At 52.9% G+C, this 23,380-nt stretch carries 24 protein-coding genes and 3 pseudogenes; 12 read left to right on the top strand and 15 right to left on the bottom strand.

Annotation, left to right across the window (positions count from 1 at the left end; translation table 11 throughout):
- Window positions 1-38: 38 nt before the first annotated feature.
- The 4 genes from DB847_RS03260 (at window position 39) to DB847_RS03245 (ending at window position 4,644) form a co-directional block, all read left to right on the top strand.
- Window positions 39-965, top strand: a complete 927-nt coding sequence (locus DB847_RS03260) for a hypothetical protein (RefSeq protein WP_159084361.1) — start codon at window positions 39-41, stop codon at window positions 963-965.
- A gap of 178 nt (window positions 966-1,143) precedes the next feature.
- Complete coding sequence (gene istA, locus DB847_RS03255; protein ID WP_108649425.1) at window positions 1,144-2,691, top strand: IS21 family transposase; 1,548 nt, start codon at window positions 1,144-1,146, stop codon at window positions 2,689-2,691.
- 9 nt (window positions 2,692-2,700) lie between these two features.
- Window positions 2,701-3,456: an IS21-like element helper ATPase IstB gene (gene istB / locus DB847_RS03250; RefSeq protein ID WP_108649424.1), complete on the top strand. Its 756-nt coding sequence runs from the start codon at window positions 2,701-2,703 to the stop codon at window positions 3,454-3,456.
- Between the two features lie 33 nt (window positions 3,457-3,489).
- On the top strand, window positions 3,490-4,644 hold the full coding sequence (locus DB847_RS03245; RefSeq protein WP_159084360.1) for an EAL domain-containing protein: 1,155 nt from the start codon (window positions 3,490-3,492) through the stop codon (window positions 4,642-4,644).
- Window positions 4,645-4,833: 189 nt separating this feature from the next.
- Here the strand turns inward: DB847_RS03245 and DB847_RS25905 are convergent, their stop codons facing one another.
- Window positions 4,834-4,956, bottom strand: coding sequence for a hypothetical protein (locus DB847_RS25905; RefSeq protein ID WP_267897737.1), 123 nt, complete (start codon window positions 4,954-4,956; stop codon window positions 4,834-4,836).
- A 39-nt stretch (window positions 4,957-4,995) separates the two neighbouring features.
- Between DB847_RS25905 and DB847_RS26495 the strand changes: the two are divergent.
- Both DB847_RS26495 and DB847_RS25335 read left to right on the top strand, forming a co-directional pair.
- A pseudogene (locus DB847_RS26495) lies at window positions 4,996-5,547 on the top strand (VUT family protein); the annotation flags it as partial.
- Between the two features lie 45 nt (window positions 5,548-5,592).
- A complete protein-coding gene (locus DB847_RS25335) occupies window positions 5,593-6,360 on the top strand; it encodes a hypothetical protein (protein WP_234418501.1) in 768 nt (255 codons plus the stop codon).
- Between the two features lie 270 nt (window positions 6,361-6,630).
- Here the strand turns inward: DB847_RS25335 and DB847_RS25900 are convergent, their stop codons facing one another.
- A complete protein-coding gene (locus DB847_RS25900; protein WP_267897777.1) occupies window positions 6,631-6,753 on the bottom strand; it encodes a hypothetical protein in 123 nt (40 codons plus the stop codon).
- A gap of 39 nt (window positions 6,754-6,792) precedes the next feature.
- On the opposite strand from DB847_RS25900, the gene DB847_RS03235 reads away from it, so the two are divergent.
- A complete protein-coding gene (locus DB847_RS03235; protein WP_234418580.1) occupies window positions 6,793-8,148 on the top strand; it encodes a queuosine precursor transporter in 1,356 nt (451 codons plus the stop codon).
- Window position 8,149: 1 nt separating this feature from the next.
- Here the strand turns inward: DB847_RS03235 and ybaK are convergent, their stop codons facing one another.
- Together ybaK and DB847_RS03225 are read right to left on the bottom strand one after the other, a co-directional pair.
- Window positions 8,150-8,629, bottom strand: a complete 480-nt coding sequence (ybaK, locus tag DB847_RS03230) for a Cys-tRNA(Pro) deacylase (protein ID WP_108649420.1) — start codon at window positions 8,627-8,629, stop codon at window positions 8,150-8,152.
- The gene (locus DB847_RS03225) at window positions 8,626-9,270 is read right to left on the bottom strand and encodes a helix-turn-helix transcriptional regulator (RefSeq protein ID WP_108649419.1); all 645 of its coding nucleotides are present in this window, start codon (window positions 9,268-9,270) and stop codon (window positions 8,626-8,628) included. The genes ybaK and DB847_RS03225 overlap by 4 nt, the downstream gene beginning before the upstream one ends.
- Window positions 9,271-9,384: 114 nt before the next feature.
- Here DB847_RS03225 and DB847_RS03220 point away from each other — a divergent pair, with 114 nt between their 5' ends.
- Entirely contained in the window at window positions 9,385-9,987 is a 603-nt protein-coding gene (locus DB847_RS03220) for an NADPH-dependent FMN reductase (RefSeq protein WP_108649418.1), read from the top strand.
- A gap of 135 nt (window positions 9,988-10,122) precedes the next feature.
- Window positions 10,123-10,554, top strand: coding sequence for a VOC family protein (locus tag DB847_RS03215; protein ID WP_234418500.1), 432 nt, complete (start codon window positions 10,123-10,125; stop codon window positions 10,552-10,554).
- 550 nt (window positions 10,555-11,104) lie between these two features.
- Here DB847_RS03215 and pdxJ read toward each other — a convergent pair.
- The 9 genes and pseudogenes from pdxJ to rpoE all read right to left on the bottom strand — a co-directional run bounded on the left by pdxJ (window position 11,105) and on the right by rpoE (window position 19,297).
- On the bottom strand, window positions 11,105-11,845 hold the full coding sequence (pdxJ, locus tag DB847_RS03210; protein WP_108649416.1) for a pyridoxine 5'-phosphate synthase: 741 nt from the start codon (window positions 11,843-11,845) through the stop codon (window positions 11,105-11,107).
- A pseudogene (gene recO, locus DB847_RS03205) lies at window positions 11,842-12,557 on the bottom strand (DNA repair protein RecO). Before recO ends, pdxJ begins: the two are co-directional and overlap by 4 nt.
- Before the next feature lie 172 nt (window positions 12,558-12,729).
- Window positions 12,730-13,632, bottom strand: coding sequence for a GTPase Era (era, locus tag DB847_RS03200; RefSeq protein WP_108649415.1), 903 nt, complete (start codon window positions 13,630-13,632; stop codon window positions 12,730-12,732).
- A complete protein-coding gene (gene rnc / locus DB847_RS03195; RefSeq protein ID WP_108649414.1) occupies window positions 13,625-14,302 on the bottom strand; it encodes a ribonuclease III in 678 nt (225 codons plus the stop codon). The genes era and rnc overlap by 8 nt, the downstream gene beginning before the upstream one ends.
- Window positions 14,299-15,216 (bottom strand): signal peptidase I, encoded by a 918-nt coding sequence (gene lepB / locus DB847_RS03190; protein ID WP_108649413.1) that lies wholly within the window; start codon window positions 15,214-15,216, stop codon window positions 14,299-14,301. The genes rnc and lepB overlap by 4 nt, the downstream gene beginning before the upstream one ends.
- Before the next feature lie 6 nt (window positions 15,217-15,222).
- A complete protein-coding gene (lepA, locus tag DB847_RS03185) occupies window positions 15,223-17,016 on the bottom strand; it encodes a translation elongation factor 4 (protein ID WP_108649412.1) in 1,794 nt (597 codons plus the stop codon).
- A 111-nt stretch (window positions 17,017-17,127) separates the two neighbouring features.
- Window positions 17,128-18,141 carry a MucB/RseB C-terminal domain-containing protein gene (locus tag DB847_RS03180; protein WP_108649411.1) on the bottom strand — a complete coding sequence of 338 codons (1,014 nt, stop codon included), beginning with the start codon at window positions 18,139-18,141 and terminating at the stop codon, window positions 17,128-17,130.
- 14 nt (window positions 18,142-18,155) lie between these two features.
- Entirely contained in the window at window positions 18,156-18,707 is a 552-nt protein-coding gene (locus DB847_RS03175; RefSeq protein WP_108649410.1) for a sigma-E factor negative regulatory protein, read from the bottom strand.
- An 11-nt stretch (window positions 18,708-18,718) separates the two neighbouring features.
- On the bottom strand, window positions 18,719-19,297 hold the full coding sequence (gene rpoE, locus DB847_RS03170) for an RNA polymerase sigma factor RpoE (RefSeq protein WP_108649409.1): 579 nt from the start codon (window positions 19,295-19,297) through the stop codon (window positions 18,719-18,721).
- A gap of 213 nt (window positions 19,298-19,510) precedes the next feature.
- Here rpoE and nadB point away from each other — a divergent pair.
- Window positions 19,511-21,114: pseudogene (gene nadB, locus DB847_RS03165) on the top strand (L-aspartate oxidase).
- On the opposite strand, the gene DB847_RS03160 reads toward nadB, so the two are convergent.
- Both DB847_RS03160 and DB847_RS03155 read right to left on the bottom strand, forming a co-directional pair.
- The gene (locus DB847_RS03160) at window positions 21,111-21,506 is read right to left on the bottom strand and encodes a protein YgfX (protein ID WP_159084358.1); all 396 of its coding nucleotides are present in this window, start codon (window positions 21,504-21,506) and stop codon (window positions 21,111-21,113) included. The pseudogene nadB and the gene DB847_RS03160 sit on opposite strands and share 4 nt — an antisense overlap.
- On the bottom strand, window positions 21,475-21,738 hold the full coding sequence (locus DB847_RS03155; RefSeq protein ID WP_108649407.1) for an FAD assembly factor SdhE: 264 nt from the start codon (window positions 21,736-21,738) through the stop codon (window positions 21,475-21,477). The genes DB847_RS03160 and DB847_RS03155 overlap by 32 nt, the downstream gene beginning before the upstream one ends.
- 108 nt (window positions 21,739-21,846) lie before the next feature.
- Between DB847_RS03155 and ygfZ the strand changes: the two genes are divergently transcribed.
- Both ygfZ and DB847_RS03145 read left to right on the top strand, forming a co-directional pair.
- The gene (ygfZ, locus tag DB847_RS03150) at window positions 21,847-22,803 is read left to right on the top strand and encodes a tRNA-modifying protein YgfZ (protein ID WP_159084357.1); all 957 of its coding nucleotides are present in this window, start codon (window positions 21,847-21,849) and stop codon (window positions 22,801-22,803) included.
- 117 nt (window positions 22,804-22,920) lie between these two features.
- Window positions 22,921-23,358, top strand: a complete 438-nt coding sequence (locus DB847_RS03145) for a PACE efflux transporter (protein ID WP_108649405.1) — start codon at window positions 22,921-22,923, stop codon at window positions 23,356-23,358.
- Window positions 23,359-23,380: the final 22 nt, after the last annotated feature.

Raw genomic sequence — 23,380 nt, 5'->3', positions numbered from 1 at the left:
TGAGCACAGTCTCGATTCTCGCCATCATGGCACTCCTGATGTCAGGGATGACGCTGGAGTTCGCTGGCGCCGAAGTTAGCATTGCTATCCTGCTACTGACCCTGCTGGCCACCCTGAGCTTTACTTACCTGCGTGACAGCGCCTACCTTTGGACTCTTATTGCTGTTTCTCTAATTGCTTGTTTGGTAACTCTTCTTCTACGTAATTCTATCCCCGAGCTAAATACTGATAGTCTATGGATTAATGTCATCGTCCTCTGCTGTATCTGGGTACTGGCTTATCTCAGAAACACCCCGCTTCAGCTGGCGGGAGCCGCCACCCTGATCCTCATTATCTCACTTCAAATGGAACTCGACGCCTTGAGTATCCCGGTGACCCTGGCCCTGCAGGCAGGTATCATCTACCTTGCCCTGGACCTGGCGATTCTAAAGCGTGTAACCCGCGAGCCAAGCCGTCTCCTGCTCCCCTTTGGTAGCATTACCGCCTTGGTTCTGCTGGGCATTACCTATGAAACCGAGCTCTCTCTTGGAGTCTTTCAGGGATTAATACCAGCCTATGTCGGTAGCTCAGTCGCTATGGCTGCCCTGCTGCTGGCAGCCTTCTACCTGTGGCGCCGCTACCAGTGCCAACAGCAAGCCGTTTCCGGAGCAGCCCTCCTTGAGCATCGTCGCAAGCTTGCTGAAAACCACCAGCTCTACCGTCTAAGCCATAATCCCGACGATGAATGGCCCCAGAGCAAGCGCTGTGAACTCGATGAGAAGATCCAGCTGCAGCAGGAGAAACAAAACCGCCGCCTACAGATGGATGCAAACTACCGCAACAACCTGTTTCGCTACCCCGAAATGAAAATAGCCAATCGCGAGCGCTTTGATCACACCCTTCACGCCGAACTCTCCAATCCCGAGGCCCTGCGTTTTTTGGTCCATCGCGATCACCCAATAAGATCGATAGCGATCACTGAATAATATCGATCGCGATCGCTCAATAATATCGATGGCGATCACTTTTGAGTTTTATATTATTGGGTGATCGGCATGAATATTATGCAGTCCCGACCGAAATGTTATTCATTTCAACTCCCGTTTCGCAGGTGTTTTTTTAACCGGCTATGCTCTCTGTTTGACCTCGAGCGGAGAGCCAGCCATGCCAACGGTGCATATCACCATGCGAAAACTCAAAGAGATCCTCAGACTCAAGTACCAAGGCGGCCTGAGTCACCGCCAGATCGCAAGCAGCCTGTCTGTGTCTCCGTCGACTGTGTCCAATTACTGCAAAAGGGCCCAACAGATGGGGCTATGCCAATGGCCTCTGCCTGCTGAGTGGGATGAAGAGCGGCTGCGCCGTGAGTTCCTTGAGACCCGGATCACGGTTCGTCAGACACCTCCTCTGCCGGATTGGGCCGTGGCCCATCAGGAGCTCAGACGCAAAGGGATGACGCTACAACTCCTGTGGGAGGAGTATGCTGAGCGACATCCCAAGAACCACTACAGCTATAACCATTACTGCATGCGTTATCGTGAGTGGCGTAAATGCCAGTCTCCCTCAATGCGTCAGAGCCATAAAGCCGGTGAAAAACTGTTTGTTGATTACTGCGGTCCAACCGTGCCCATCGTGGATCCGAGGACTGGGGAGGAGCGTCGGGCTCAGATCTTTGTCGCTGTGATGGGTGCATCCAGCTACACCTACGCCGATGCAACCTTGAGTCAGGGGCTGGAAGACTGGGTGATGAGCCATAAACGGGCCTTCGAATTTCTGGGGGGAGTACCAGAGATGATCGTTCCGGATAATCTCAAAAGCGGAGTCAGTAGAGCGTGTCGCTACGAGCCAGATCTCAATCCTACCTATCAGCAGCTGGCTGCACACTATGGTGTTGCAGTGCTTCCTGCCCGTCCTTACAAGCCCAAAGATAAAGCCAAGGCTGAGGTGGGCGTGCAGATCGTTGAGCGCTGGATCCTGGCAAAACTGCGCCATGAGACCTTCTTCAGTCTGGCTCAGCTAAACCAGCGGATCGGGGCTCTGCTCACCGAGTTGAACAATCGCCCGTTCAAGAAGCTGCCGGGAAGCCGTAAATCACAGTTTGAATTGCTAGACAAACCGGTGCTCAAATCGCTGCCTCAAAACCCCTATCAGTTCACCCGGGTGAAGGCGGTTCGGGTTCATATCGACTATCACATCGAGCTCGACAAGCACTACTACTCGGTTCCCTATACCCTGCTCAAACGCAAGCTTGAAGCGCATATCTGCGACAACCTGGTACGGATCTATCATGGTGGTCGCTGTGTCGCGACACATCCACGCAGCTATCAGCAGGGAGGGCAAACCACCCACCCCGATCATATGCCGGTCGCACACCAAAAGCAGATGCAATGGACCCCGGGACGCTTTCTGAACTGGGCTCAGGAGATAGGCCCCTCCACGCTTGCGGTGATCAAACAGCTGCTCTACCGAAAGTCCCACCCGGAGCTTGGATATCGGGCCAGCCTTGGGATCCTCAACCTGGAAAAGCGATATGGACGCCCCCGCTTAGAAGCGGCCTGCCAGCGAGCAGACCGAACGGGCGTTTACTATCAGAAAGGGATCCGCTCCATCCTGGAAAAGGGGCTGGATGGCCAGCCACTGCCCGAAACTCAGCCGGATCGTCTGGCGGAGCTCACTCACCTCAATATCCGTGGCTCAGGCTACTATCACTAAGGATCAAAGATGACAGAACAACTCAAACAGCAACTTCGGGAGCTGAAACTAAGTGGTATCCGGGATGCCCTGGAAAGGCAACATCAGCAACCCGGGCACTACCAGGAACTCGGGTTCGAAGAGCGACTCAGCCTGCTGCTGGAGCAGGAGCTGACGGATCGGTCTCAGCGGCGGATCGAGCGCCTTATCAAGCAGGCCCGATTCCGGCTGCAGGCAAATCTGGAGCAACTGGATTATCGAAGTGATCGCGGCTTGCATAGAGCCCAGATCCGCTCACTGGCAGAGGGATACTGGCTTAGCCTGGGGCAGACTCTGATCCTGACCGGGGCGACCGGGTGCGGGAAAACCTATCTGGCCTGCGCCCTGGGCCATCACTTCTGTCTGCAGGGACTCGGGGTTCGCTACTTCCGGTTTAAAGAGCTGCTGGAGCAACTGCAGCTGGCTCAGGCTGATGGCAGCTATCGAAAGCTGATGGTTCAGTTGAGAAACACGCCGCTTCTGATCCTCGATGACTGGGGACTGGAGTCGCTGAATGCGCTTCAGCGTAGCGATCTACTGGAGTTAATCGATGCTCGCCATGGTCACGGAGCCACACTGATCGGCAGCCAGCTTCCGCTGGAGCACTGGCACACAATGATCGGTGAATCAACCCATGCGGATGCGATCCTGGATCGTCTGGTTCATGGAGCGATCCGTGTAGAATTATGCGGAGAATCGATGAGAAAAATCACCGCAGAGTTGACGGATGCCGATCACTCAGGGTAAAAAATAACCCAGTCTGTGAGACGGGATGTTGAGGTGATCGACATCATATTATTCGGTGATCGCCATCGCGATAATACGCAGGCCCCGACCGGCTCAGTCTTTTTAATCGAATTTAATCACCTGAAAGATGAAGACACCCTCAAGCTCCTGAGCCTGAGCATCCACCATCTGCTACGTGAATACCCCAATCACCTGGTCGCCCGCTTCTCTCACACCAGCATCGCCATCTTGTTGCCAAACCACACCGAGCAGCTGGCTAGCGGGCTCGCCCCCAGAATCTGCGCGACCCTCCATAACTACTTTACTCAAAGCCCGGATGATACCGCCTTTAATATCGGAATCGTCTGTTTTACCTATATGGAGACCGTCTCTGAGATCCTCTCACAGGCCGAAGAAGCCCTACACCAGGCGCGACACATCCACCAGCGCTGCTGGTTCATCCTTGAAAAGGGCCTTCACTATCCCGAGTCTCACGGCTGGCATAACTGGAGCAAGCACCTGGCTCTCTGCATCAGGGAGCAGCAAATCGAGTTTGAGCTAACCCCCTTCTATGGCGTGAAACGACAGCTGATTTTTAATAATCTCTGCGCCTTCACCGACGGGATCTGTGGTAACACCCTGGGTGATGAGCAGCTTTGCCTGCTGGCAGAAAAAAGTAGCCTCGAACTCCCCTTTCTCAGGCTCAAGCTCAGCGCGGCCCATAATCTGCTCCACACCATTGAAGGCTCTTTGAGCATTACCACCCACGCCAAGGTCATAGCTAGCCCATTCAAGCTCAACCAATTGCTGATTACTCTCTATCAATACCCAACCAACATTCGCCAACGTCTTATTTTTGAGATAAGAGAATCAGAAGTAACCAGACTGCTTGATAAGATCAAACTCGGCTGTTTCGCCCTTCATGCCCTGGGGTGTAAGCTCTGCATCAACCGGGCCGGGCGCCAGGTTGAGGGAATGCAATACCTCAGTGAACTAAGCGTCGACTATCTCAAACTCGATCAGCACATGCTGATCAACATTGAGGGAGAAAGCCGTCAGCTCAAGGCATTGGAGAGCATTCGCCTGATGCTGCAGGGTACATCGACCCAACTATTGGCCCAGCACATCAAAAGCCAGGCTCATTGGGAACAGCTACAGTTAGTGGGAATCGAGGGCGCTCCCTTTAACCTAAATTCGGCTCTTGACTAGTCAACTAAGCCGGGACGGAGCGCCATCCCGGCAAACCCCATGAATACCTGAACCAAAGCCAAACGAGACTGTTACATATCAGGTAAAAACGCTAAGATAGCGGCCTCAGGGAACGAGACCTTATTACCAATGCTCAGACTTAAACGACAGCCCCGCTACCAGCTGATTGGCCAGCAGGGAGAGAAACTGTTATACCGCGACCGCAATAGCGGTAAGCAGCTGCGCACCTCTGCCCTTGAGCTGGTCAACCAGGGGCTCACTGAGCAGTTCAGTGATCAGGACCGAATTCAGATAGGCTATAACGCAGCCCAAACCGATGACTCCATCGTCGTCGCCAATAATAAAGGCAGCGTGGCGATTTATAGTTACTCCAGAACCTTATTTTATCCAATACTTTTATCCTCTTATATTTTATTTATCTTGCTAGCATGTGTATTTGATCCTGTAACGATAAATATACTAGACATCAACACGCCAGTTACTTTTTTATTGATCCCTTTTGTTTTTGTGATAGAGGACTGTGTAACAGAGCTTTATGGATTTCAAAAAGGTTTGATGATGATAGTGAAGTCATTATCAATTCTCATAGTTTGTGCTATCTCATTTAAAGTGATATTGATTTTAGCTAGGCAATCTCCGATTGAGAAGGCAAATTACCTTTCAACTACATTTAGCTTTCTTCCTAACGACCTTGCATTCAGCTCAGCAAACGCTGCGTTATCTTCCTTTATAGATCTACTTGGATTCTCAATACTGTTTAAGAAAATAAGGGATTACGGGTTTTGGTTCAGATCACTAGCTTCCTCTTTTATATCTCAACTGGTCTGCTCAATTGTTGGTGGATTTATAATTATATATACCTTGCCTTCTATGCCTCTTGATTCAGTTTATGGGAATATGTTCCTATTCTGGGTTTATAACATGGTCCTTGCTGTCCTATACTTACCTTTGGCATATTTAATTATAAGTTCAGTTAAACGGCTTACTGTTAACTCCAAATATCGTGAGTTCGTTTGGAAGAGTGGCTGCCTGAGCAGCGTCAATATCCTCGCCATCTTTGCGCTGGTATTCTCGGGGGCAAGTCTCAATATCTTTGATCTCCATATCAGCGTTTCGGCACTGCTGCTAAGCGGTGTTTGTGCCCTGACCCTGGCCTACCTTAGGGACAGCGCCTATATCCATACCCTGGCTATAGTGTCTGTGCTTGGGGTCATCACCACCTGTATCATCCATCAGCAACTCTCGGGAGATGTGATCGAAGACATCCTGATAACCGCCCTCTCCCTTGGCTGTATCTGGATGCTGGGTTACCTGGAAGAGGCCTGGGTCCAGCTTCCGGGTGTGATCTTCATTCTGGCGCTGAACATAGTAACTCCCGAGCTCACTCCCCTGAGTTTTCTCATCACTCTGCTGCTGCAGGGGGCCATCGCCTGGCTTCTAGTCGACAACGCCCTCACTCGCATCCTGTTAGTAAGACACCCATCTTTTCTTCTCGCCTCCGCCTCCCTGACCATAGGCTCCCTGGCTGGCATCACCTATGCCATCGGCTCTCCTTTGCTGGCCAAGACCCAGCTTCCCCTGCCAGCCCTCTGGATAACAGCCACCGTATTGTTCATCGCAAGCATCTACCTTATGAGAACCTGGCAGAAATACCGAAAGCTCTACTTCCCTTACTCTGATACCCACGACGTGGCCTATCATCTCAGGCAACTTTAAGCTTAAAGCACCGCTGCTCCTGCTGACCAAAGCAAACCTATCTCGTTCAGCCCTCTAACATGAGTGCATGGATAACTCTAGCCAAGTTATCCGGGATGGAGAGCCATCCCGGAAAAGCCCTTAAATACCTGAATCAAAGCCAAACGAGACTGTTACATATCAGGCAAAAACGCTAAGATAGCGGCCTCAGGGAACGAGACCTTAATACCAATGCTCAGACTTAAACGACAGCCCCGCTACCAGCTTAGCGGCCAGCAGGGAGAGAAGTTGCTATACCGCGACCGCAATAGCGGGAAGCAGCTGCGCACCTCTGCCCTTGAGCTGGTCAACCAGGGCCTCACCGAGCAATTCAGTGATCAAGACCGAATCCAGATAGGCTACAGCGCCGCCCAAATCGACGACTCCATCGTCGTCGCCAATAATAAAGGCAGTGTGGCGGTTTATAGTTACTCCAGAACCATCTTTATTCCAATACTATTTGTTGCTTATACATTAGCTATTTTGACCGCTTGCTTTGCTGATGCAAGCACCTTTGATGGGTTTGGCTTTCCAACACCTCTGTCATGGCTTGTCTTCCCTTTGACGTTTGTATTTGAGGATTGCCTAACAGAACTTTATGGGAGAAACAGGAGCCTTAGGATAATATTCAAATCATGCATAATTCTATTAATCTCATCAGCACTACTCAAGCTCTTCTTTCTTATATCATCAAACTCACCCGAATATGCTCATAGTCTCGATTTAAATAAAATGGCGTATCTCCCCTTTGATATTGCATATAGTGCAATTGATGCACTGATAGCATCAGTCGTTGATATAATCGTTTTCTCTCATATCTATAAGTCTTTTAGGAATTATGGTTTCTGGTTTAGAGCTACTCTTTCATCATTAACCTCACAGTTTTGTGCGGCTATCATCGCTGGACTGTACTTCTATGTCGTTGTAAATTCAACGGCACCATTTGACGAAATTTATAACAATGCCATGCTCTACTTCCTATGGGGCTTTGGCCTGTCTATCGCCTATATTCCTATCTCATACGCCATCCTGCTTTCAGTCAAAACACTTGCGGTTAGCCCAAAATACCGTGAATTCGCCTGGAAAAGTGGCTGCCTGTGTATCGTCAATATCCTCGCCATCTTTGCGCTGGTATTCTCTGGTGCAAGCCTCAATCTGTTTGAGCTTCATATCAGCTTATCGGCCCTGCTGCTCAGTGCGCTCTGTGCCCTGACCCTGGCCTACCTTAGGGACAGCGCCTATATCCATACCCTGGCTATAGTGTCTGTGCTTGGGGTCATCACCACCTGTATCATCCATCAGCAACTCTCGGGAGATGTGATCGAAGACATCCTGATAACCGCCCTCTCCCTTGGCTGTATCTGGATGCTGGGTTACCTGGAAGAGGCCTGGGTCCAGCTTCCGGGTGTGATCTTCATTCTGGCGCTGAACATAGTAACTCCCGAGCTCACTCCCCTGAGTTTTCTCATCACTCTGCTGCTGCAGGGGGCCATCACCTGGCTGCTAGTCGACAACGCTCTCACCCGTATCCTGTTGCTCAGACACCCATCTTGGGTGATCGGCTCCGCCTCCCTGACCATAGGCTCCCTGGCTGGCATCACCTATGCCATCGGCTCTCCTTTGCTGGCCCAAACCGGCCTTACGCTGCCATCGTTGTGGCTGAGCGGCGTAGTTCTGATAACTGCCAGCGCCTACCTCATGCGAATCTGGCATAAGTACCGAAACCAGAACCTCAGCTACCCGGAGTCTATCGGATTGAATAGCTACTAATTTAACTTTTTTCAGGCTGGGCTATCTTGGCGGTTCGCCCTGAGGTCAACTCCAGTAGCGCCCCGGGAGCAAGCTCTATCTCAAGCCCTCGACGCCCGGCACTGACAAAGATAGAGTCGTACTCAAGTGCAGAGGCATCCAGAACTGTTTTAAGCCGCTTCTTCTGGCCTAACGGGCTGACACCTCCCAGCACATAGCCGGTCGCCCGCTGCACCACTAGAGGATCGGCCATCGTCGCCCTCTTGGCCCCGGCAACCTTAGCTATCTGCTTGAGGCTCAGCATGGAGCAGACCGGCACAATCCCAACCACCAGCTCCCTGCTATCAAGGGAGACAACCAGGGTTTTAAATACCCGAGCCGCCTCGATTCCAAGTTTATCCGCCGCCTCTGTACCATAAGACTCGCTTGCTGGATCGTGTCTGTATTCATGGAGCTGATGGGAGATCTTACGCTTTATCGCAAGCTTAACCGCGGGTGTCATGGCAGCTCCTCATCCACTGAACCCCTGACAGGTGTAATTCGGTAAGCACAGCGCCTGGCTCCCTCAAGAATATGCTCTTCACGAGTAACTGTGGCCTGCTCACTGAGTAGTTGCTCAAAGAGTTGCAGCTCAGAGCGGCAAAAACTAAGACACTGACTGGCAGCAGCACAGATAGGGCAATGATTCTCTAACAACCAGAACACTCCATCGCGCTGCTCCAGGCTCGCCATATAACCCTCCTGGCTGCGGAGCTCAACCAACACCCGGAGCTTATCGGCCAATCCGAACTTGCCGGCTAATGCCTGCTGGTAGCTTTCAAAAGAGGCTTTCTCTCTGTGTATAATCAGCTGTTCCAGCCCCTCGGGGCCAAAGATCTCCTTGATCGAGCCTATCATCTGCAGAGTCAGCTCCGAGTGCCGGTCCGGAAAAAAAGAGCGGCTCTTTTCAGTTAATGACCAGTAGCGGGTCGGTCGCCCACGCGCAGCCTTTTTATCTTCAAAGCTGAGGATCCCCTCATCTTCCAGCTGTTGCAGGTGCTGGCGCGCTCCCATGCTGGTGATCCCAAGCTCACTGGCCAGGGTCTTAGCCGTCAGAGCCCCCTCTCGCTTGATTAGCTGAATGATTTTATCACTGGTTTTCATAGCACCTCCTGGAGCCATTATTCCCCAGACAGCTATTTTGTAAACTTTTTTCTTTACTTTATTTAGTGAAGGTTCTACTTTACATAACAATTAATAAACAAAAAAGTTTACTAAATGAAGCTTCTCATCATTAGTGGCAGCCAAAGATCCCACTCCCAGAGCGCCAAGGTCGCTGAATTTATCAAGACCAGATCACAAGATTTTGAGCAGGTCGAACATCTGGAACTCATCCGTTACCGTCTTCCTTTCTGGAGTGGGGAGCAAGACTCTAAGTACGCAGAGGATTCTGATTGGCATGAGCTGGAGCTAAAGATCCGTCAGGCCGATGCTCTTGCCCTAATCACCCCCGAGTGGCATGGGATGGCGACTCCGTTACTCAAAAACTTTTTGCTGATGTGTAACCTGCAGGATACGGCTCATAAACCTGTGTTGCTGGCCTCTGTGGTCAGTGGTATCAGCGGTGCTTATCCCATTGCGGAACTCAGGATGAACGCTCTAAAAAACATCAAGCTGGTCGCCATCCCGGATCACCTGATCTTGCGCGATGCAACCAACATCCTCAATCCAGATATAGAACTAACCCCTCTGGAGCAGCAACTACGCGAAAGAATCGATTACAGCCTGCATATGCTCTACCTGTATGCACAGGCCCTCACCGAGGTGCGCCGTCAGCACTCGAGCTACCCCAACCAACAGGAGTACTGCTTTGGCATGTAAATCATGAGAAGACCCGAAGGACTGATCGATACCCAAGGATAAAACAGATCAGGGATTATGACTGGCTAAAGCCCGGAGTTAGCCCCGCTAATTCTGAGCTAAAACAAGCCATAAAAATCACTAACAAGGAGAAAAATGATGATCCAACTCGAGCACCTGAACCTGGTTGTAAAAGATATCCAACGTGCCCTGAACTTCTACCAGGTTGCTTTCCCTCACTGGACAATCCGCGGACAAGGCACCGGAGAGTGGTATGGAAAACCAAGAACCTGGCTGCACTTCGGGGATGATTACCAATACCTGACTCTCAATGACAACGGCGAGGGACAAAATCGCGACCTGAGTGGTCACCAGGTTGGCCTGGCCCATTTTGGGATCATTACCCAGGATCTCGATGCCATGGTTACCCGCTTGCAACAGGCAGGATTTGACTATCACAGCCAAAGTGGCGATGAGCCGTTTCGTAAGAGCTATTACTTCATGGACCCCGATGGCAATGAGGTCGAGTTTGTGCAGTACTTCAGTGATAACCCCACAGAGCGCAACTACTACCCACAGCCCGCATAATAATATCGGCCAGCACAGCCCGTTTGCTGGCCGCTCTCTTCTAACCAAGGCTCTTAAATCGCAACAAACTTCGATAACCAAGCTGACATACTCAGGGTTATCTCCACAATGGCTTACTGGATGAGCCTTGGAAGTAATTTGAACAGACCCGGGCGCCGATATAAGCGCCAATAGAGTCAGAGATTGCCAGTATGATCCCAAGATGATAATTCACATCGCCCTTGATCAGAAATATCACCAGAGCCACTAGAGCATTTTTGACTTAATCAGGGTCGCTATTCGTCCCATCAGATTCAAGCGCAGCTTTGAGCTTTGTTAAGCTGACCTTCTGCAGCAAGGATGCTGCAGTAGAGCAACATGGATGTGACTTGCGTGTCAGCATTCAAAATCGAAGCAGCTCTTATGGAGAGTGAACCCATTTATCCGGAAAATGCTCTAGGTTTAGTGGTCACTCTTTCTTATAAAGTAAGCCAGCAATAAGGCTCCGCGGCTGAAGGGAATAAAAAATACAGCCCCTGCGAGCAGCATTAAACCGCCCGCAGGGTAAGGCTTAGCAATGGGCGTGACGCGCCTCGCGGATCAGTCGCTTCATCTCGCGTACCGCACTATCCAGCCCTTCGAAGGCCGCACGAGCGATAATCGCATGACCGATATTCAGCTCCAGCATCTCAGGAATCGCCGCAATCGGCTGAACATTATGGTAATGCAGGCCATGACCGCCATTGACCTTCAGCCCCTTGGAGTGAGCGTAGCGCGCCGCATCGGCGATCCGGTGCAGCTCCTCCTGCTGGATATTCTCATCGGTGGCATCGGCGTAACAGCCGGTGTGGATCTCGATGAAAGGCGCGCCACTGGCAACAGCGGCATCGATCTGCTCACGATCTGCATCGATAAACAGGGAAACCTTGGTCCCGGCACTCGCCAGCTGCTTGACCGCATCCTTGATCCTTGAGAGCTGGCCAGCCACATCCAACCCACCTTCGGTCGTCACCTCCTGGCGATTTTCCGGGACCAGGCACACAAACTCAGGGCGGGTCTCACAGGCGATCTTGATCATCTCATCGGTCACCGCCATTTCAAGGTTCATCCGGGTCTGCAGCGTCTCACGCAGTACCCGCACATCCCGATCCAGGATGTGACGTCTGTCTTCACGCAAGTGAATCGTGATCCCGTCTGCGCCCGCCTGCTCCGCGATGGCCGCCGCATGCACCGGATCCGGATAGCTGGTCCCACGGGCATTACGCAAAGTGGCGATATGATCGATATTCACACCCAACAAAATCTCTTTCACTTGGTTTTCCTCTTATTTGTCATTTTCAGGAACAGCTCCCTGCTCCTCAGTTTACGGTGGCCAAGATAGGGATGAAGTGCCAATCGGGTAAAACGTTTGGCCGCCTGTAAACTCTGTTCGTTATCCAGCTGGTAGGACGCGATTGCTAACAACTGCTCTCCGGAAAATATGGTATGAGATCTCTCATATGAATCACAAGCGATAAAACCCAGCTCATTGTGATATCGGTAACAACCCTGGGGACAATCGGCTGCTCGCTGTCTGCGGTACGCACGAAACTGATCGCCGAGCCTAGGCTCTCCAGCAAAGAGAGCTCAAAGTGGCGCAGTGCTACTTCTACCCGGGGAATGTCCACCAGGGTACTCAAAAGCTGCCGATAGGTGGCAAAAAGCTGAGGAAACGGCGAGCCATCACGCAACAGCAGGTACAAAAGCTCGTTGAGATAAAAGCCACTGTAGAGGCGAGTCCCGGCAAGCTTGAGCGGCATCCCGCAGGGTTCGGCATGGGTAAGGGTCTTGAGAGCCCCCCGCCCCCGGTAACCCAGCTCCAGCAGGCGAAACGGCTGCAGGATGCTTTTGAGGGGACTCTTGGGAGAGCGGGCGCCCCGGGCCACCACACTGACCCGTCCCTCATGCTCGCAAAACAGATAGACGATCAGGCTGGTTTCACGGTAGGGACGGGAGTGGATCACAAAGCCTAATGAGCTCTCAATCACAGATCACTCCTCTCTCAATTTAGTCGCCGAAAGTAACCAGGTGTGGGGTAGAGCATACTGGCGGCAATGAAGCCAACTTTCTGTGACAGGGAAGTCACAGCAAAGCCTCAGGGATGAAGCTCGCGTGTTGGCTGGTTGCCGCCAGTAGGATAAGAACAACTGAGGCGACTTACTCGTCGCCATACCCCAGGCTACGAAGGGCGCGTTCATCGTCGGCCCAGCCAGACTTCACCTTGACCCACAGCTCCAGGAACACCTTGTTATCAAACAACCGCTCCATGTCCGCCCGGGCCTCTTCACCGATCTGCTTGAGCTTGCTGCCCTTATTACCGATCACCATCCGTTTCTGACCCGCACGTTCCACCAGGATCAGGGCGTTGATATGAAACACCCCATTCTCCTGGGCCTGAAAGCGCTCAATCTCAACGGTCACCGAATAGGGAAGCTCATCTCCCATGAAACGCATCAGCTTCTCACGGATGATCTCAGAGGCCATGAAGCGCGAAGAGCGATCCGTGATGTAGTCCTCAGGGAAGTAGTGCTCCCCCTCGACCAGCAGTTCACGGGCCCAGTCACGCAGTTGCGGCACATTGTCACCCCGGGTTGCCGAGATCGGCAGGATGTGGGCAAAGTCCATCTGCTTAGAGAGCCACTCGATGTGCGGCAGCAGCTCCTCCTTCTCCTGGACGTTATCGATCTTATTGATCGCCAACACCACAGGGCAACGGCTGTGACGCAGCTTATTGAGCACCATCTCATCATCGCTGGTCCATTTGGTCCCCTCGACGATAAAGATCACCATATCCACATCACCCAGGGAGCTGGTCGCCGCCCGGTTCATCAACCGGTTGATCGCCCGCTTCTCCTCTTTATGCAGTCCGGGAGTATCCACATAGATGGTCTGATAGGCACCATCGGTGTCGATGCCCAGGATCCGGTGACGGGTGGTCTGAGCCTTCTTGGAAGTGATCGAAACCTTCTGCCCCAGCAGTTGGTTCAGCAGGGTCGATTTACCGACATTGGGGCGACCGACGATCGCCACAAAGCCGCAATAAGTTGTTTCATCAGTCATTTTGTAACTGCTCCAGTGCTTTTAGAGCGGCGTCCTGCTCCGCCTTGCGGCGGCTGGTTCCCACTCCGGTCGCAGCACCATCGAGCGTCTTGACCAGGCATTCAACGGTGAACTCCTGGTTATGAGCTTCTCCACGGATCTGCACCACGTGATATTCCGGCAGTGGCTGGCGCTGTCCCTGAAGCAACTCCTGCAATCTTGTTTTGGGATCTTTTTGCTCAATCCCCGGGCGAATCGATTTCAAACGCTCCTGATACCAGTCGAGGATCGTCTGGTGTGCCTGCTCGATCCCCGCATCCAGGTAGATGGCCCCGATGATCGCCTCGATGGCATCGGCCAGAATCGACTCGCGGCGAAATCCACCGCTCTTGAGCTCACCCGGCCCCAGGATCAGGTCATCACTGAGCTGAAACTCACGGCCAAACTCGGCCAGGGTCTTGCCCCGTACCAGGGTGGCACGCATCCGGCTCATGTCGCCCTCATCCACCTTGGGAAACTGCAGGTAAAGAGCATTGGCGATGACCAGGCTCAACACCGAGTCTCCCAGGAACTCCAGGCGCTCGTTGTGCTGGCCACTGGCGCTACGGTGAGTCAGGGCCTGCTTGAGCAGGCTGACATCTTTAAACTGGTAGCCAATCTTACGCTGGACCCGTTCAATATTCAGGGTCATGTGATACCTCCGATCCGGCTAAAGCGGACGCCGGTTGGTACCCAGCTTGGCAGCCAGGAATCGGCCGAATGATCAAAGGTAAAGCTGATCCAGATCGCAACCGCCTTACCCACCAGGTTCTTCTCGGCCACAAAGCCCCAATAGCGGCTATCGGCACTGTTATCCCGATTGTCACCCATCGCGAAGTAGTGCCCCGGTGGTACCACCCACTCCCCGACTTCCTGGCCAGGCTGGCGGTAATAACTCGGATACTGCTCGGGCAGCATAGGGTTACGCAAGATATCGTGAGTCACCTTGCCAAGCTGCTCCTGGTAACGCTCAAGTGGCATTCCCATCTGGGAGAACTGGCTGGGTCCGATATAGTTCTTGGTCACCTGCTGCAGGCCGGGGCAGGTCTTAGCTCCATGGCAGGCCGGCTTCACATACAGAGTCTTGTTCTGATAGATGATGGTATCGCCCGGCAGACCGACAATCCGCTTGATGTAATCAATTTTCGGATTGGGCGGGTAACGGAACACAGCCACATCACCGCGCTTGGGCTCACCGGTTTCCAGGAACTTGTGATGGAACACAGGATCGCGCAGCCCATAGGCAAACTTCTGAACCAGGATAAAATCACCCGGCAGCAGAGTTGGCATCATGGAACCACTTGGGATCTGGAAGGGTTCAAAGATAAAGGAGCGCAGGATCAGAACCACCAGGATCACCGGAAAGATGGAACGCCCGTTCTCCAGCCAGCCCGGAACCGGTGCCACCTGGGCCAGCTGCTCCTTGCTCAGTGGCTCTTCACTCTGCTGCTGCGCCTCATCGATCAGCACCTGACGACGACGCTTAAACACCAGCTTATCGACTATCCAGATAATACCGGTCAGCACAGTGACCAGCGTCAATATCAGGGAAAACAGGTTAGCCATAATCAATTAGTCCTTTCCAATATGGAGAACTGCAAGAAACGCTTCCTGAGGGACTTCCACACGCCCTACCTGCTTCATACGTTTCTTACCATCTTTCTGCTTTTGCAACAGCTTCTTCTTACGGCTCACATCACCACCGTAACACTTAGCTGTTACATCCTTACGCAGGGCTTTTACTGTACTACGAGCCACGATCTGGTTACCAATTGCAGCCTGAATCGCAATATCAAACATCTGGCGCGGGATCAGCTCGCGCATCTTATCCACCAGCTGACGGCCACGAAACTGTGCATTATCTTTATGAGTGATCATCGCCAGGGCATCAACCCGGTCGCCATTGATCATCACATCCAGTCTGACCATATCAGATGCCTGGAAATGCTTAAAACCATAATCCAAAGAGGCATAGCCACGGCTGGTTGACTTGAGGCGGTCAAAGAAATCCAATACCACCTCGGCCATCGGGATCTCATAGGTCAGCGCCACCTGATTGCCGTGATACACCATATTGGTCTGCACACCACGCTTCTCAATACACAGGGTGATCACATTGCCCATATATTCCTGTGGCAACAGAATATGGCACTCAGCGATCGGCTCACGGACCTCCTGAATACTGGTCACCGGAGGCAGGGCCGCTGGGCTATCGATATAGATGGTCTTGCCATCCGTCATCTCGATCTCATAGACCACGGTCGGCGCAGTGGTGATGAGCTCGATATCATACTCACGCTCCAAACGCTCCTGAATGATCTCCATGTGCAGCATCCCCAGGAAACCACAGCGGAAACCAAAACCGAGAGCCGCCGAATTTTCCGGCTCATAGAACAGAGATGCATCGTTGAGGCTGAGTTTATCCAGCGCATCGCGGAACGCCTCATAATCTTCAGAGGAGATCGGGAACAGGCCCGCATAAACCTGAGGCTTCACCTTCTTAAAGCCGGGCAGAGCAGTCTCGGCGCCATGCTTGGCCATCGTCAGGGTATCCCCGACCGGTGCACCATGGATATCCTTCATTCCACACACGACCCAGCCCACTTCACCGCAATTGAGCTCTGTGGTATCGGTCTGCTTCGGTGAGAAGATCCCCAGGCGATCCACACCCCAGACCTGACCCGTGCTCATCACCTTGATCTTGTCGTTTTTCTTCAGAGATCCATTTTTGATCCGCACCAGGGAGACGACACCCAGGTAGCTGTCAAACCAGGAGTCGATGATCAGTGCCTGCAACGGCTCCTCAGGCTCACCAACCGGAGCCGGGATATCCTGAACAATGGTCTCCAGCACATCTTCGATCCCGATCCCGGTCTTGGCACTACAGCGCACCGCATCCATAGCATCCAGACCAACGATATCTTCGATCTCCTGGGCAACCTTGTCCGGGTCGGCCTGCGGCAGATCGATCTTATTAAGAACCGGAACCACTTCCAGATCCATGTCGATCGCCGTATAACAGTTCGCCAGTGTCTGCGCCTCGACCCCTTGTCCTGCATCGACCACCAGCAGGGCCCCTTCACAGGCCGCCAGCGAGCGGGAAACCTCATAGGAGAAATCCACATGTCCCGGGGTATCGATAAAGTTCAACTGGTAATCATTGCCATCTTTTGCCTTATAGTTAAGGGTTACGCTCTGGGCCTTGATGGTAATACCGCGCTCACGCTCCAGATCCATGGAGTCGAGAACCTGCTGCTGCATCTCACGATCGGAGAGGCCTCCACAGTGCTGGATCAGTCGATCCGACAGGGTTGATTTACCGTGGTCGATATGGGCAATGATTGAAAAATTACGAATATGCTTCATGTATGTTTTGAACTGTTGCTAGCCTGGTCTTGTCTGAGGGGGTGATTCTACTGAATTTATCGTGGATCTGCTACGCCTGATTAATAACCAGTTAATAACCAGGCGTTGGTTTTAAGAGCTGGCGGCTCCGGAAAGAGCCGGTTGCTCGGTTTGAGTCTTGGAGGGAAGCTTCAAACGGACAGATTCTGCAATATGCAGCGCACTCTGGGCCGGGATCTGCCCCACCACTGTCACTTTCATCCGCTCCGAATTCACAAAGGTAAAGAGGTTGGTACTTCCAAGACGCACCAGCTGCTTCTGCTCCGCCGTGGTGGCTGTCACCGGGGCCACATAGATAGAGACCAGCACCAAACCATCATAGGCCATCATGTAATCCACCGGCTGATTGACTCCCACCAGCAGGTGGCGATCCCGCGAGATAACCTTGAACCCCTGAGGCAACCAGCCGATACTCCAATCCAGCTTACGTTGGGGTGCCTGATAGACATCGCTGGCCTCCAGGGTCTTTGGCAGCTTGAGGTTAAACAGCGCCAGTAACGCCTTGGTGGGCTTTTGCATCACATCCAGGGTCACCCCAAGATACTGACCAACCAGCTGCCCCTGAGGGGTCAGCACATCGACCCGCAGCAGCAAACCATTGTCCTGATCAAGCCACAACACATAGCTGTATTTATCTGCCGACTCGGGAGCCAACCGCACGATCTGCGCCTGACGCCCCACCACCCGGCTCTGGCCGGCAAGTAGCGCATGGTAGCTATCAAATACCTCAGGCAGAGGCATATTAAACAGGGCTGGCAGCAAGCCCGGCATCTTGGTGTGATTCAGGGTATAGGGTTGATGGTCCGGCTCAAAAAAGCTGACCTTGTTATCCCGTCGAATATATTGACGCACCGGACCATTGAGATACTCCATGGCAAACATATCTTTGCCCTTGGATGAAACATGGCTCAGGCGAATTGGCTCGCTGCGTCCCTGATGCAGAGCAACGTAGGAAAATTGGTAGTTAAGATCATGGCTGCTTTGCTGCATCCGCGTCAGCCACTGCTGAGGGCTGAGCGTTTGTGCGGCTGCCTGAAAGCTAAACGCAATCAGGCAGCCGACGAGAGGAATCAAATACTTGGTCACTATAAGTCTCTTTGCTACTGGTGCAGCACTCGTCCCTGCAGGAAGTGGTCCTGAAAATAAGCGCTGAGCATCTGCCTTTGTTGCTGGATCTGCTCCGGCGTCATCTGGGCTTCATTCTGTGCGGGTGCCATATTGAAGTTTGCACTAACCGGTGTTGCACCTCCCCCCAGGGGAACAGTGTTCAGAACTGAGCCAGGAGAGCTGGGCGTCTGCTGGTCGCCATATTTCTGCACTCCAACAATCACCACCCCGGCCACGGCCGCTGCAATTGCATACTGACCGACTCGCTTACTAAACTGCACAACCCAGCCTTTGCCCCTGCCAGATCTTTCAGAACTCTGGCGTTTGGGAGCTAGCACAGTAGGCTCATCTTCCAGGGCCGCGGTGACCCGATCAGCCAGATCAAAAGAGACCATCTCGGGAAGCTCACCTCGCATCGTATCACCGATGAGCTGGTAGCGAGTCCAGGTCACAGAGCTCTCATGCTCCTCGACTAGCAGATCCAACAGGCGATCATCATCCAGTTCACCATCGATGAATGCTGATAATTGTTCTCTGTCCGACATGAATATCTCCCTCAGCGCTGTAACAGCGGCTGGATCTTTTTATCTATCGCGTCTCTGGCTCTGAAGATCCGCGAACGAACTGTACCGACCGGACTGTCCATGACAGTCGCAATCTCTTCATAACTCATCCCCTCTAGTTCACGCAGGGTGATCGCCATGCGCAACTCCTCGGGGAGCGATTCTATGGTGTCAAACACGACCTGCTTGATCTCATCTGAGAGTAGCAGGTTCTCCGGGGTTGCCCGCTCACGTAGCGCATCCGGGCTCTCCATGTAGCCAGTATCGTCAAGCTCTACATCTGTGACTGGCGGACGCCGCCCCTGAGCCACGATATAGTTCTTGGCGGTATTGACCGCAATACGATACAACCAGGTATAGAAAGCACTCTCGCCACGAAACGAAGCCAGAGCACGGTAAGCCTTGATAAAGGTCTCCTGTGCAACATCGGCAACGTCACCCTGGTTGTTTACATACCTCCCGATCAGGTTCAACACCTTAAACTGGTATTTTTTGACCAGCAGTCCGAACGCTTTCTTGTCCCCATTCTGGGCCCGCTCGACAAGTTTCTGGTCTGTTATCTGCTCGCTCATTCGAGCCACTCATCTCCTGCAATATCAAATGATCAGCCACGATGGCCCATGATGAACGCACTAATTATGACTATTGCTATCTGTAAAAGTTCGCTCATAGACTCGATTTTTTTGAATCTGCTCAAATTATATAAAAGTTAATCGACTGACTGCCCATCATCTGAGTGTTCCGGTAAGATTGAGTGCAGTTTAAAGTCCAAGGCCATGATACTTATGAAACAAGAAGTTGAACACCTTTGTGATGTACTCATCATAGGAAGTGGAGCCGCGGGACTATCACTTGCCCTCTCGTTGGCAAATGATGCAAGTGTCTGCGTGCTAAGTAAAGGACCTCTCAGCGAAGGCTCAACCTACTATGCTCAGGGAGGCATCGCAGCCGTCTGCGATGAAACCGACAGCGTAGAGTCTCACGTAGAGGATACACTCATCGCCGGAGCCGGGATCTGTGAGGAGGATGTAGTCCAGTTCACCGCATCCAGCGCCAAACAGAGCATCCAGTGGCTGATTGAGCAGGGAGTTCCCTTCGACCAGGAGGAGAAAGCCAACGGCGAACGCTCCTATCACCTGACCCGGGAGGGAGGCCACAGCCACCGCCGAATCTTCCACGCCGCCGATGCAACCGGAAGGGCAGTGGAGAACACCCTGGTGCAGCGGGTTCGCGAACACCCCAACATCACCCTTCTCGAACGCTTTAACGCCGTTGATCTCATCACCACCCGCAAATTGAACCTTCCCGGAAACCGGGTGCTCGGGGCCTATGCCTGGAACCGCAATAAGGAGCAGGTTGAAACCATTCGCGCCCGCTTTGTTGCCCTGGCCACCGGGGGAGCCTCCAAGGTGTACCAATACACATCCAACCCGGATGTCTCCTCGGGGGATGGGATCGCCATGGCATGGCGCGCCGGGTGCCGGGTCGCCAATATGGAGTTCAACCAGTTTCACCCCACCAGCCTGTTCCATCAGGCCGATCAAAATTTCCTGCTCACCGAGGCCCTGCGCGGTGAAGGGGCTTACCTTAAGCGTCCCGACGGCAGCCGTTTCATGCCAGATTTTGATGAGCGTGCCGAGCTGGCCCCCGGGATGTAGTGGCCCGCGCCATCGACTACGAGATGAAGCGACTGGGTGTCGAGTGCATGTACCTGGACATCAGTCATAAAGAGCCTGAATTCATCAGGCATCACTTCCCGACCATCTATGAGCGTTGTCTCAAGATAGGGATCGATATCACAACGCAATCGATCCCCGTGGTTCCGGCGGCCCACTACACCTGTGGCGGGATCATGGTCGATCTCCACGGTCAGACCGATATCTCCGGCCTGTATGCCATCGGAGAGGTCACCTACACCGGCCTGCATGGCGCCAACCGGATGGCTTCAAACTCGCTGCTGGAGTGCGTGGTATTTGCCCATTCGGCGGCCAAGGATATTCTGACCAAGCTCCCCGCAGCCAGTGAGCCTCCCAAGCTACCGCGCTGGGATGAAAGCCAGGTTGAAAACTCCGATGAGGAGGTGGTGATCCATCACAACTGGCACGAGCTGCGCCTCTTTATGTGGGACTATGTGGGAATCGTGCGCACCAACAAACGCCTGGAACGGGCCAAGCGGCGCATCGAGCTGCTCAAGCAGGAGGTTCAGGAGTACTACTCACACTTCAGGGTCTCCAATAACCTGCTGGAGCTGCGTAACCTGCTACAGGTCGCCGATCTGATGGTTCGCTGCGCCATCGAGCGTAAGGAATCCCGCGGCCTTCACTACAACCTGGATTACCCTGAAAAAATTGAGAATTCCGGGCCCACCATCCTGACTCCTGAGCCTTAACGGCTTTGGCGGCTGAGCTCGCGCACATAGCGGGCCAGTTGCCGAAACTGCGCTGGCTCAGCCAGCGCATCATCCCAGACGATTCGCCAGTGTGAATCCGGCCCTGCAAAATGCAGCAGACAAAAACCGGAGCCGACCCGGGAGCGAGGTGTTAGCCGGCGAGGCTGGCCATCGAGCCGGCACTCCCCCTCATCATAGAGCTCCAGTAGCCAGCTATTTCTGCGATAGCAGCTCCAGGCAAATGCCAATAGAAGCAGCACAGCCCAGGGAATGAGTGTCCAGCCAGAGAGCCAATACCCGCCCAGCAGCCCGCCTCCCAGATAGAGCGCAATATAGGACATGAGCTGCTTGGCTGCAGGATTAACCCTGACGGCGAGCCCGGTTTCGTTCAAGAATAAGCTCCACCATAGCTGCCAAATGTGCCTCCTGTGGTGTTTGGTGCTTCATAAACCACTGAAACAGATCCGGATCATCATGGGTTAACAGCTCAGAAAATTGCTGCTGCTGAAGCTCTGAAAGCGACTCAAACTCATGCTCAAAAAAAGGCATCAGGATCACATCCAACTCCAACATGCCACGACGACACGCCCAACGCAGACGAGAATGCTCAATTATCTCTGCCACTTTACCTCCCTTGGTTGAGGACAAATCCAATCCCCAGTGATTTTACGGCTGACAAAGCCCCACGTCATCTTTACTATGACCCTTATGTTAAACAAATCGGATAAATTGATGTCCTCTCCTTACATCTCACTGCTGAAGCAGCTGCCGGATTTCGGATATTGCGAGCTGCAGCAGTATGCGGTGATCCGCGCCACTGGCCCGGATCGTCAAACTTATCTGCAAGGGCAACTAACCTGTGATCTGAACAATATCGAGCCCGGCATGCAACTGCTGGGAGCCTGTTGTGATCCCAAAGGCAAGATGCTGGCCGAGCTGAGAGTTCTCAACCTGGGTGAGGAGCTACTGCTGCTCACCCAAAAAAGCCTGCTCGACAAGCTATTGGCCGAACTGAAAAAGTACGCGGTATTTTCTAAGGTTACCCTGGAAGATGCCAGTGACCAGTGGAGTGTGCTGGCACTTGCCGGGCCGCACCTGGCCGGGCGCTTTCACTCCGAGCTCCCCACCGAAGGCAGCCAGCTCCATCAACAGGGAATGGAGCTGAGCTTCAGTCAGCCCGTTGAGCGCAAGCTGTTTGTGCTTCCCAAGGCCCAGGCACAGGATATGATCAAATCTCTGGAGGCGGACGCCTTCGACGAAAGCCTGTGGAATGGACTGGAGATTGCGGCCGGGTTGGCTCACTTAGGCGCCGAGCAGCAGCTGCAATTTTTGCCACAATCACTCAATCTGCAACTGCTGGGTGGCGTCTCCTTTAAAAAAGGCTGCTACACAGGTCAGGAGATGGTGGCTCGCGCCCGCTACCGGGGAGCCAATAAGCGCCGGGTTTATCTGTTAACTGGCACCGTCGGCTCACTTCTCACCCCGGAGAGTACCCTGGAAAGAAAGCTGGAGTCGGGCTGGCGTAGCACAGGGACGATTCTCAATCACTGGCAACATCAAGGGGAAGCCCTGATGCTGGCGATCCTGCCCCTGGATATCTCGGATGAAGACCACTTCCGTATCAAAGATGATGAGAACTCCGAATTCAGAGTAAGTGAACTCCCCTACTCGGTGGAAGAGCAGCAGTAATCTCTGCGGCTGCAGGCACCCCTGATCCTATCTAAATAATAGATAGATACTGACTACAAAGTATCTATCTATGCGTTTATTCTGGCCTCAGATTTTCCAAACAATGAGGCAATCGCCATGAGAACAACCTGGGATCGGATCCGCCATACACTGCTGTTTGAGATCTGTGGCATTCTGGCCATAGTCCCTCTGAGCAGCACTCTTTTTCATGTTTCCGGGAGCAAGATGGGTGCCCTGGCACTGGCTTGTATGCTGGTCGTGCCCCTGTGGAATTTTTTCTATAACCTGCGGTTCGACAAGCTGATGCTAAAAACTCGCGGCACGGTGGAAAAAACTCTCGGTTTGCGGGTGCTACATGCCATTGGCTTCGAAGGCGTGATGCTGGTTGTCGCAGTTCCGCTGACTGCCTGGTGGTTTAGCATCGGCCTGTGGCAGGCTTTGACCATGGATCTGGCGATGGCCCTGTTTTACCTGGTGTATGCCTATCTCTTTAACTGGGCCTATGACTGGGGATTTCCGCTCCCGGCTCAGAAGCAGCCACTGGCCTCAAAATAATATCCAGGCTCTTATCCTATAG

Source organism: Dongshaea marina (assembly GCF_003072645.1).
In the GTDB taxonomy this organism is placed as follows: domain Bacteria; phylum Pseudomonadota; class Gammaproteobacteria; order Enterobacterales; family Aeromonadaceae; genus Dongshaea; species Dongshaea marina.
The sequence above is the reverse complement of the archived record's forward strand: the minus strand, read 5'-3'. Positions and strand labels throughout refer to the sequence as shown.

Bases quoted from the DNA above. Each gene is read 5' to 3' on its own strand.
- DB847_RS03260 (WP_159084361.1), top strand. From the start codon at position 39: ATGTCAGGGATGACGCTGGAGTTCGCTGGCGCCGAAGTTAGCATTGCT.
- istA (WP_108649425.1), top strand. From the start codon at position 1,144: ATGCCAACGGTGCATATCACCATGCGAAAACTCAAAGAGATCCTCAGA.
- istB (WP_108649424.1), top strand. From the start codon at position 2,701: ATGACAGAACAACTCAAACAGCAACTTCGGGAGCTGAAACTAAGTGGT.
- ybaK (WP_108649420.1), bottom strand. From the start codon at position 8,629: ATGACACCCGCGGTTAAGCTTGCGATAAAGCGTAAGATCTCCCATCAG.
- DB847_RS03225 (WP_108649419.1), bottom strand. From the start codon at position 9,270: ATGAAAACCAGTGATAAAATCATTCAGCTAATCAAGCGAGAGGGGGCT.
- DB847_RS03220 (WP_108649418.1), top strand. From the start codon at position 9,385: ATGAAGCTTCTCATCATTAGTGGCAGCCAAAGATCCCACTCCCAGAGC.
- DB847_RS03215 (WP_234418500.1), top strand. From the start codon at position 10,123: ATGATGATCCAACTCGAGCACCTGAACCTGGTTGTAAAAGATATCCAA.
- era (WP_108649415.1), bottom strand. From the start codon at position 13,632: ATGACTGATGAAACAACTTATTGCGGCTTTGTGGCGATCGTCGGTCGC.
- rnc (WP_108649414.1), bottom strand. From the start codon at position 14,302: ATGACCCTGAATATTGAACGGGTCCAGCGTAAGATTGGCTACCAGTTT.
- lepB (WP_108649413.1), bottom strand. From the start codon at position 15,216: ATGGCTAACCTGTTTTCCCTGATATTGACGCTGGTCACTGTGCTGACC.
- lepA (WP_108649412.1), bottom strand. From the start codon at position 17,016: ATGAAGCATATTCGTAATTTTTCAATCATTGCCCATATCGACCACGGT.
- DB847_RS03175 (WP_108649410.1), bottom strand. From the start codon at position 18,707: ATGTCGGACAGAGAACAATTATCAGCATTCATCGATGGTGAACTGGAT.
- rpoE (WP_108649409.1), bottom strand. From the start codon at position 19,297: ATGAGCGAGCAGATAACAGACCAGAAACTTGTCGAGCGGGCCCAGAAT.
- ygfZ (WP_159084357.1), top strand. From the start codon at position 21,847: ATGTCCTCTCCTTACATCTCACTGCTGAAGCAGCTGCCGGATTTCGGA.
- DB847_RS03145 (WP_108649405.1), top strand. From the start codon at position 22,921: ATGAGAACAACCTGGGATCGGATCCGCCATACACTGCTGTTTGAGATC.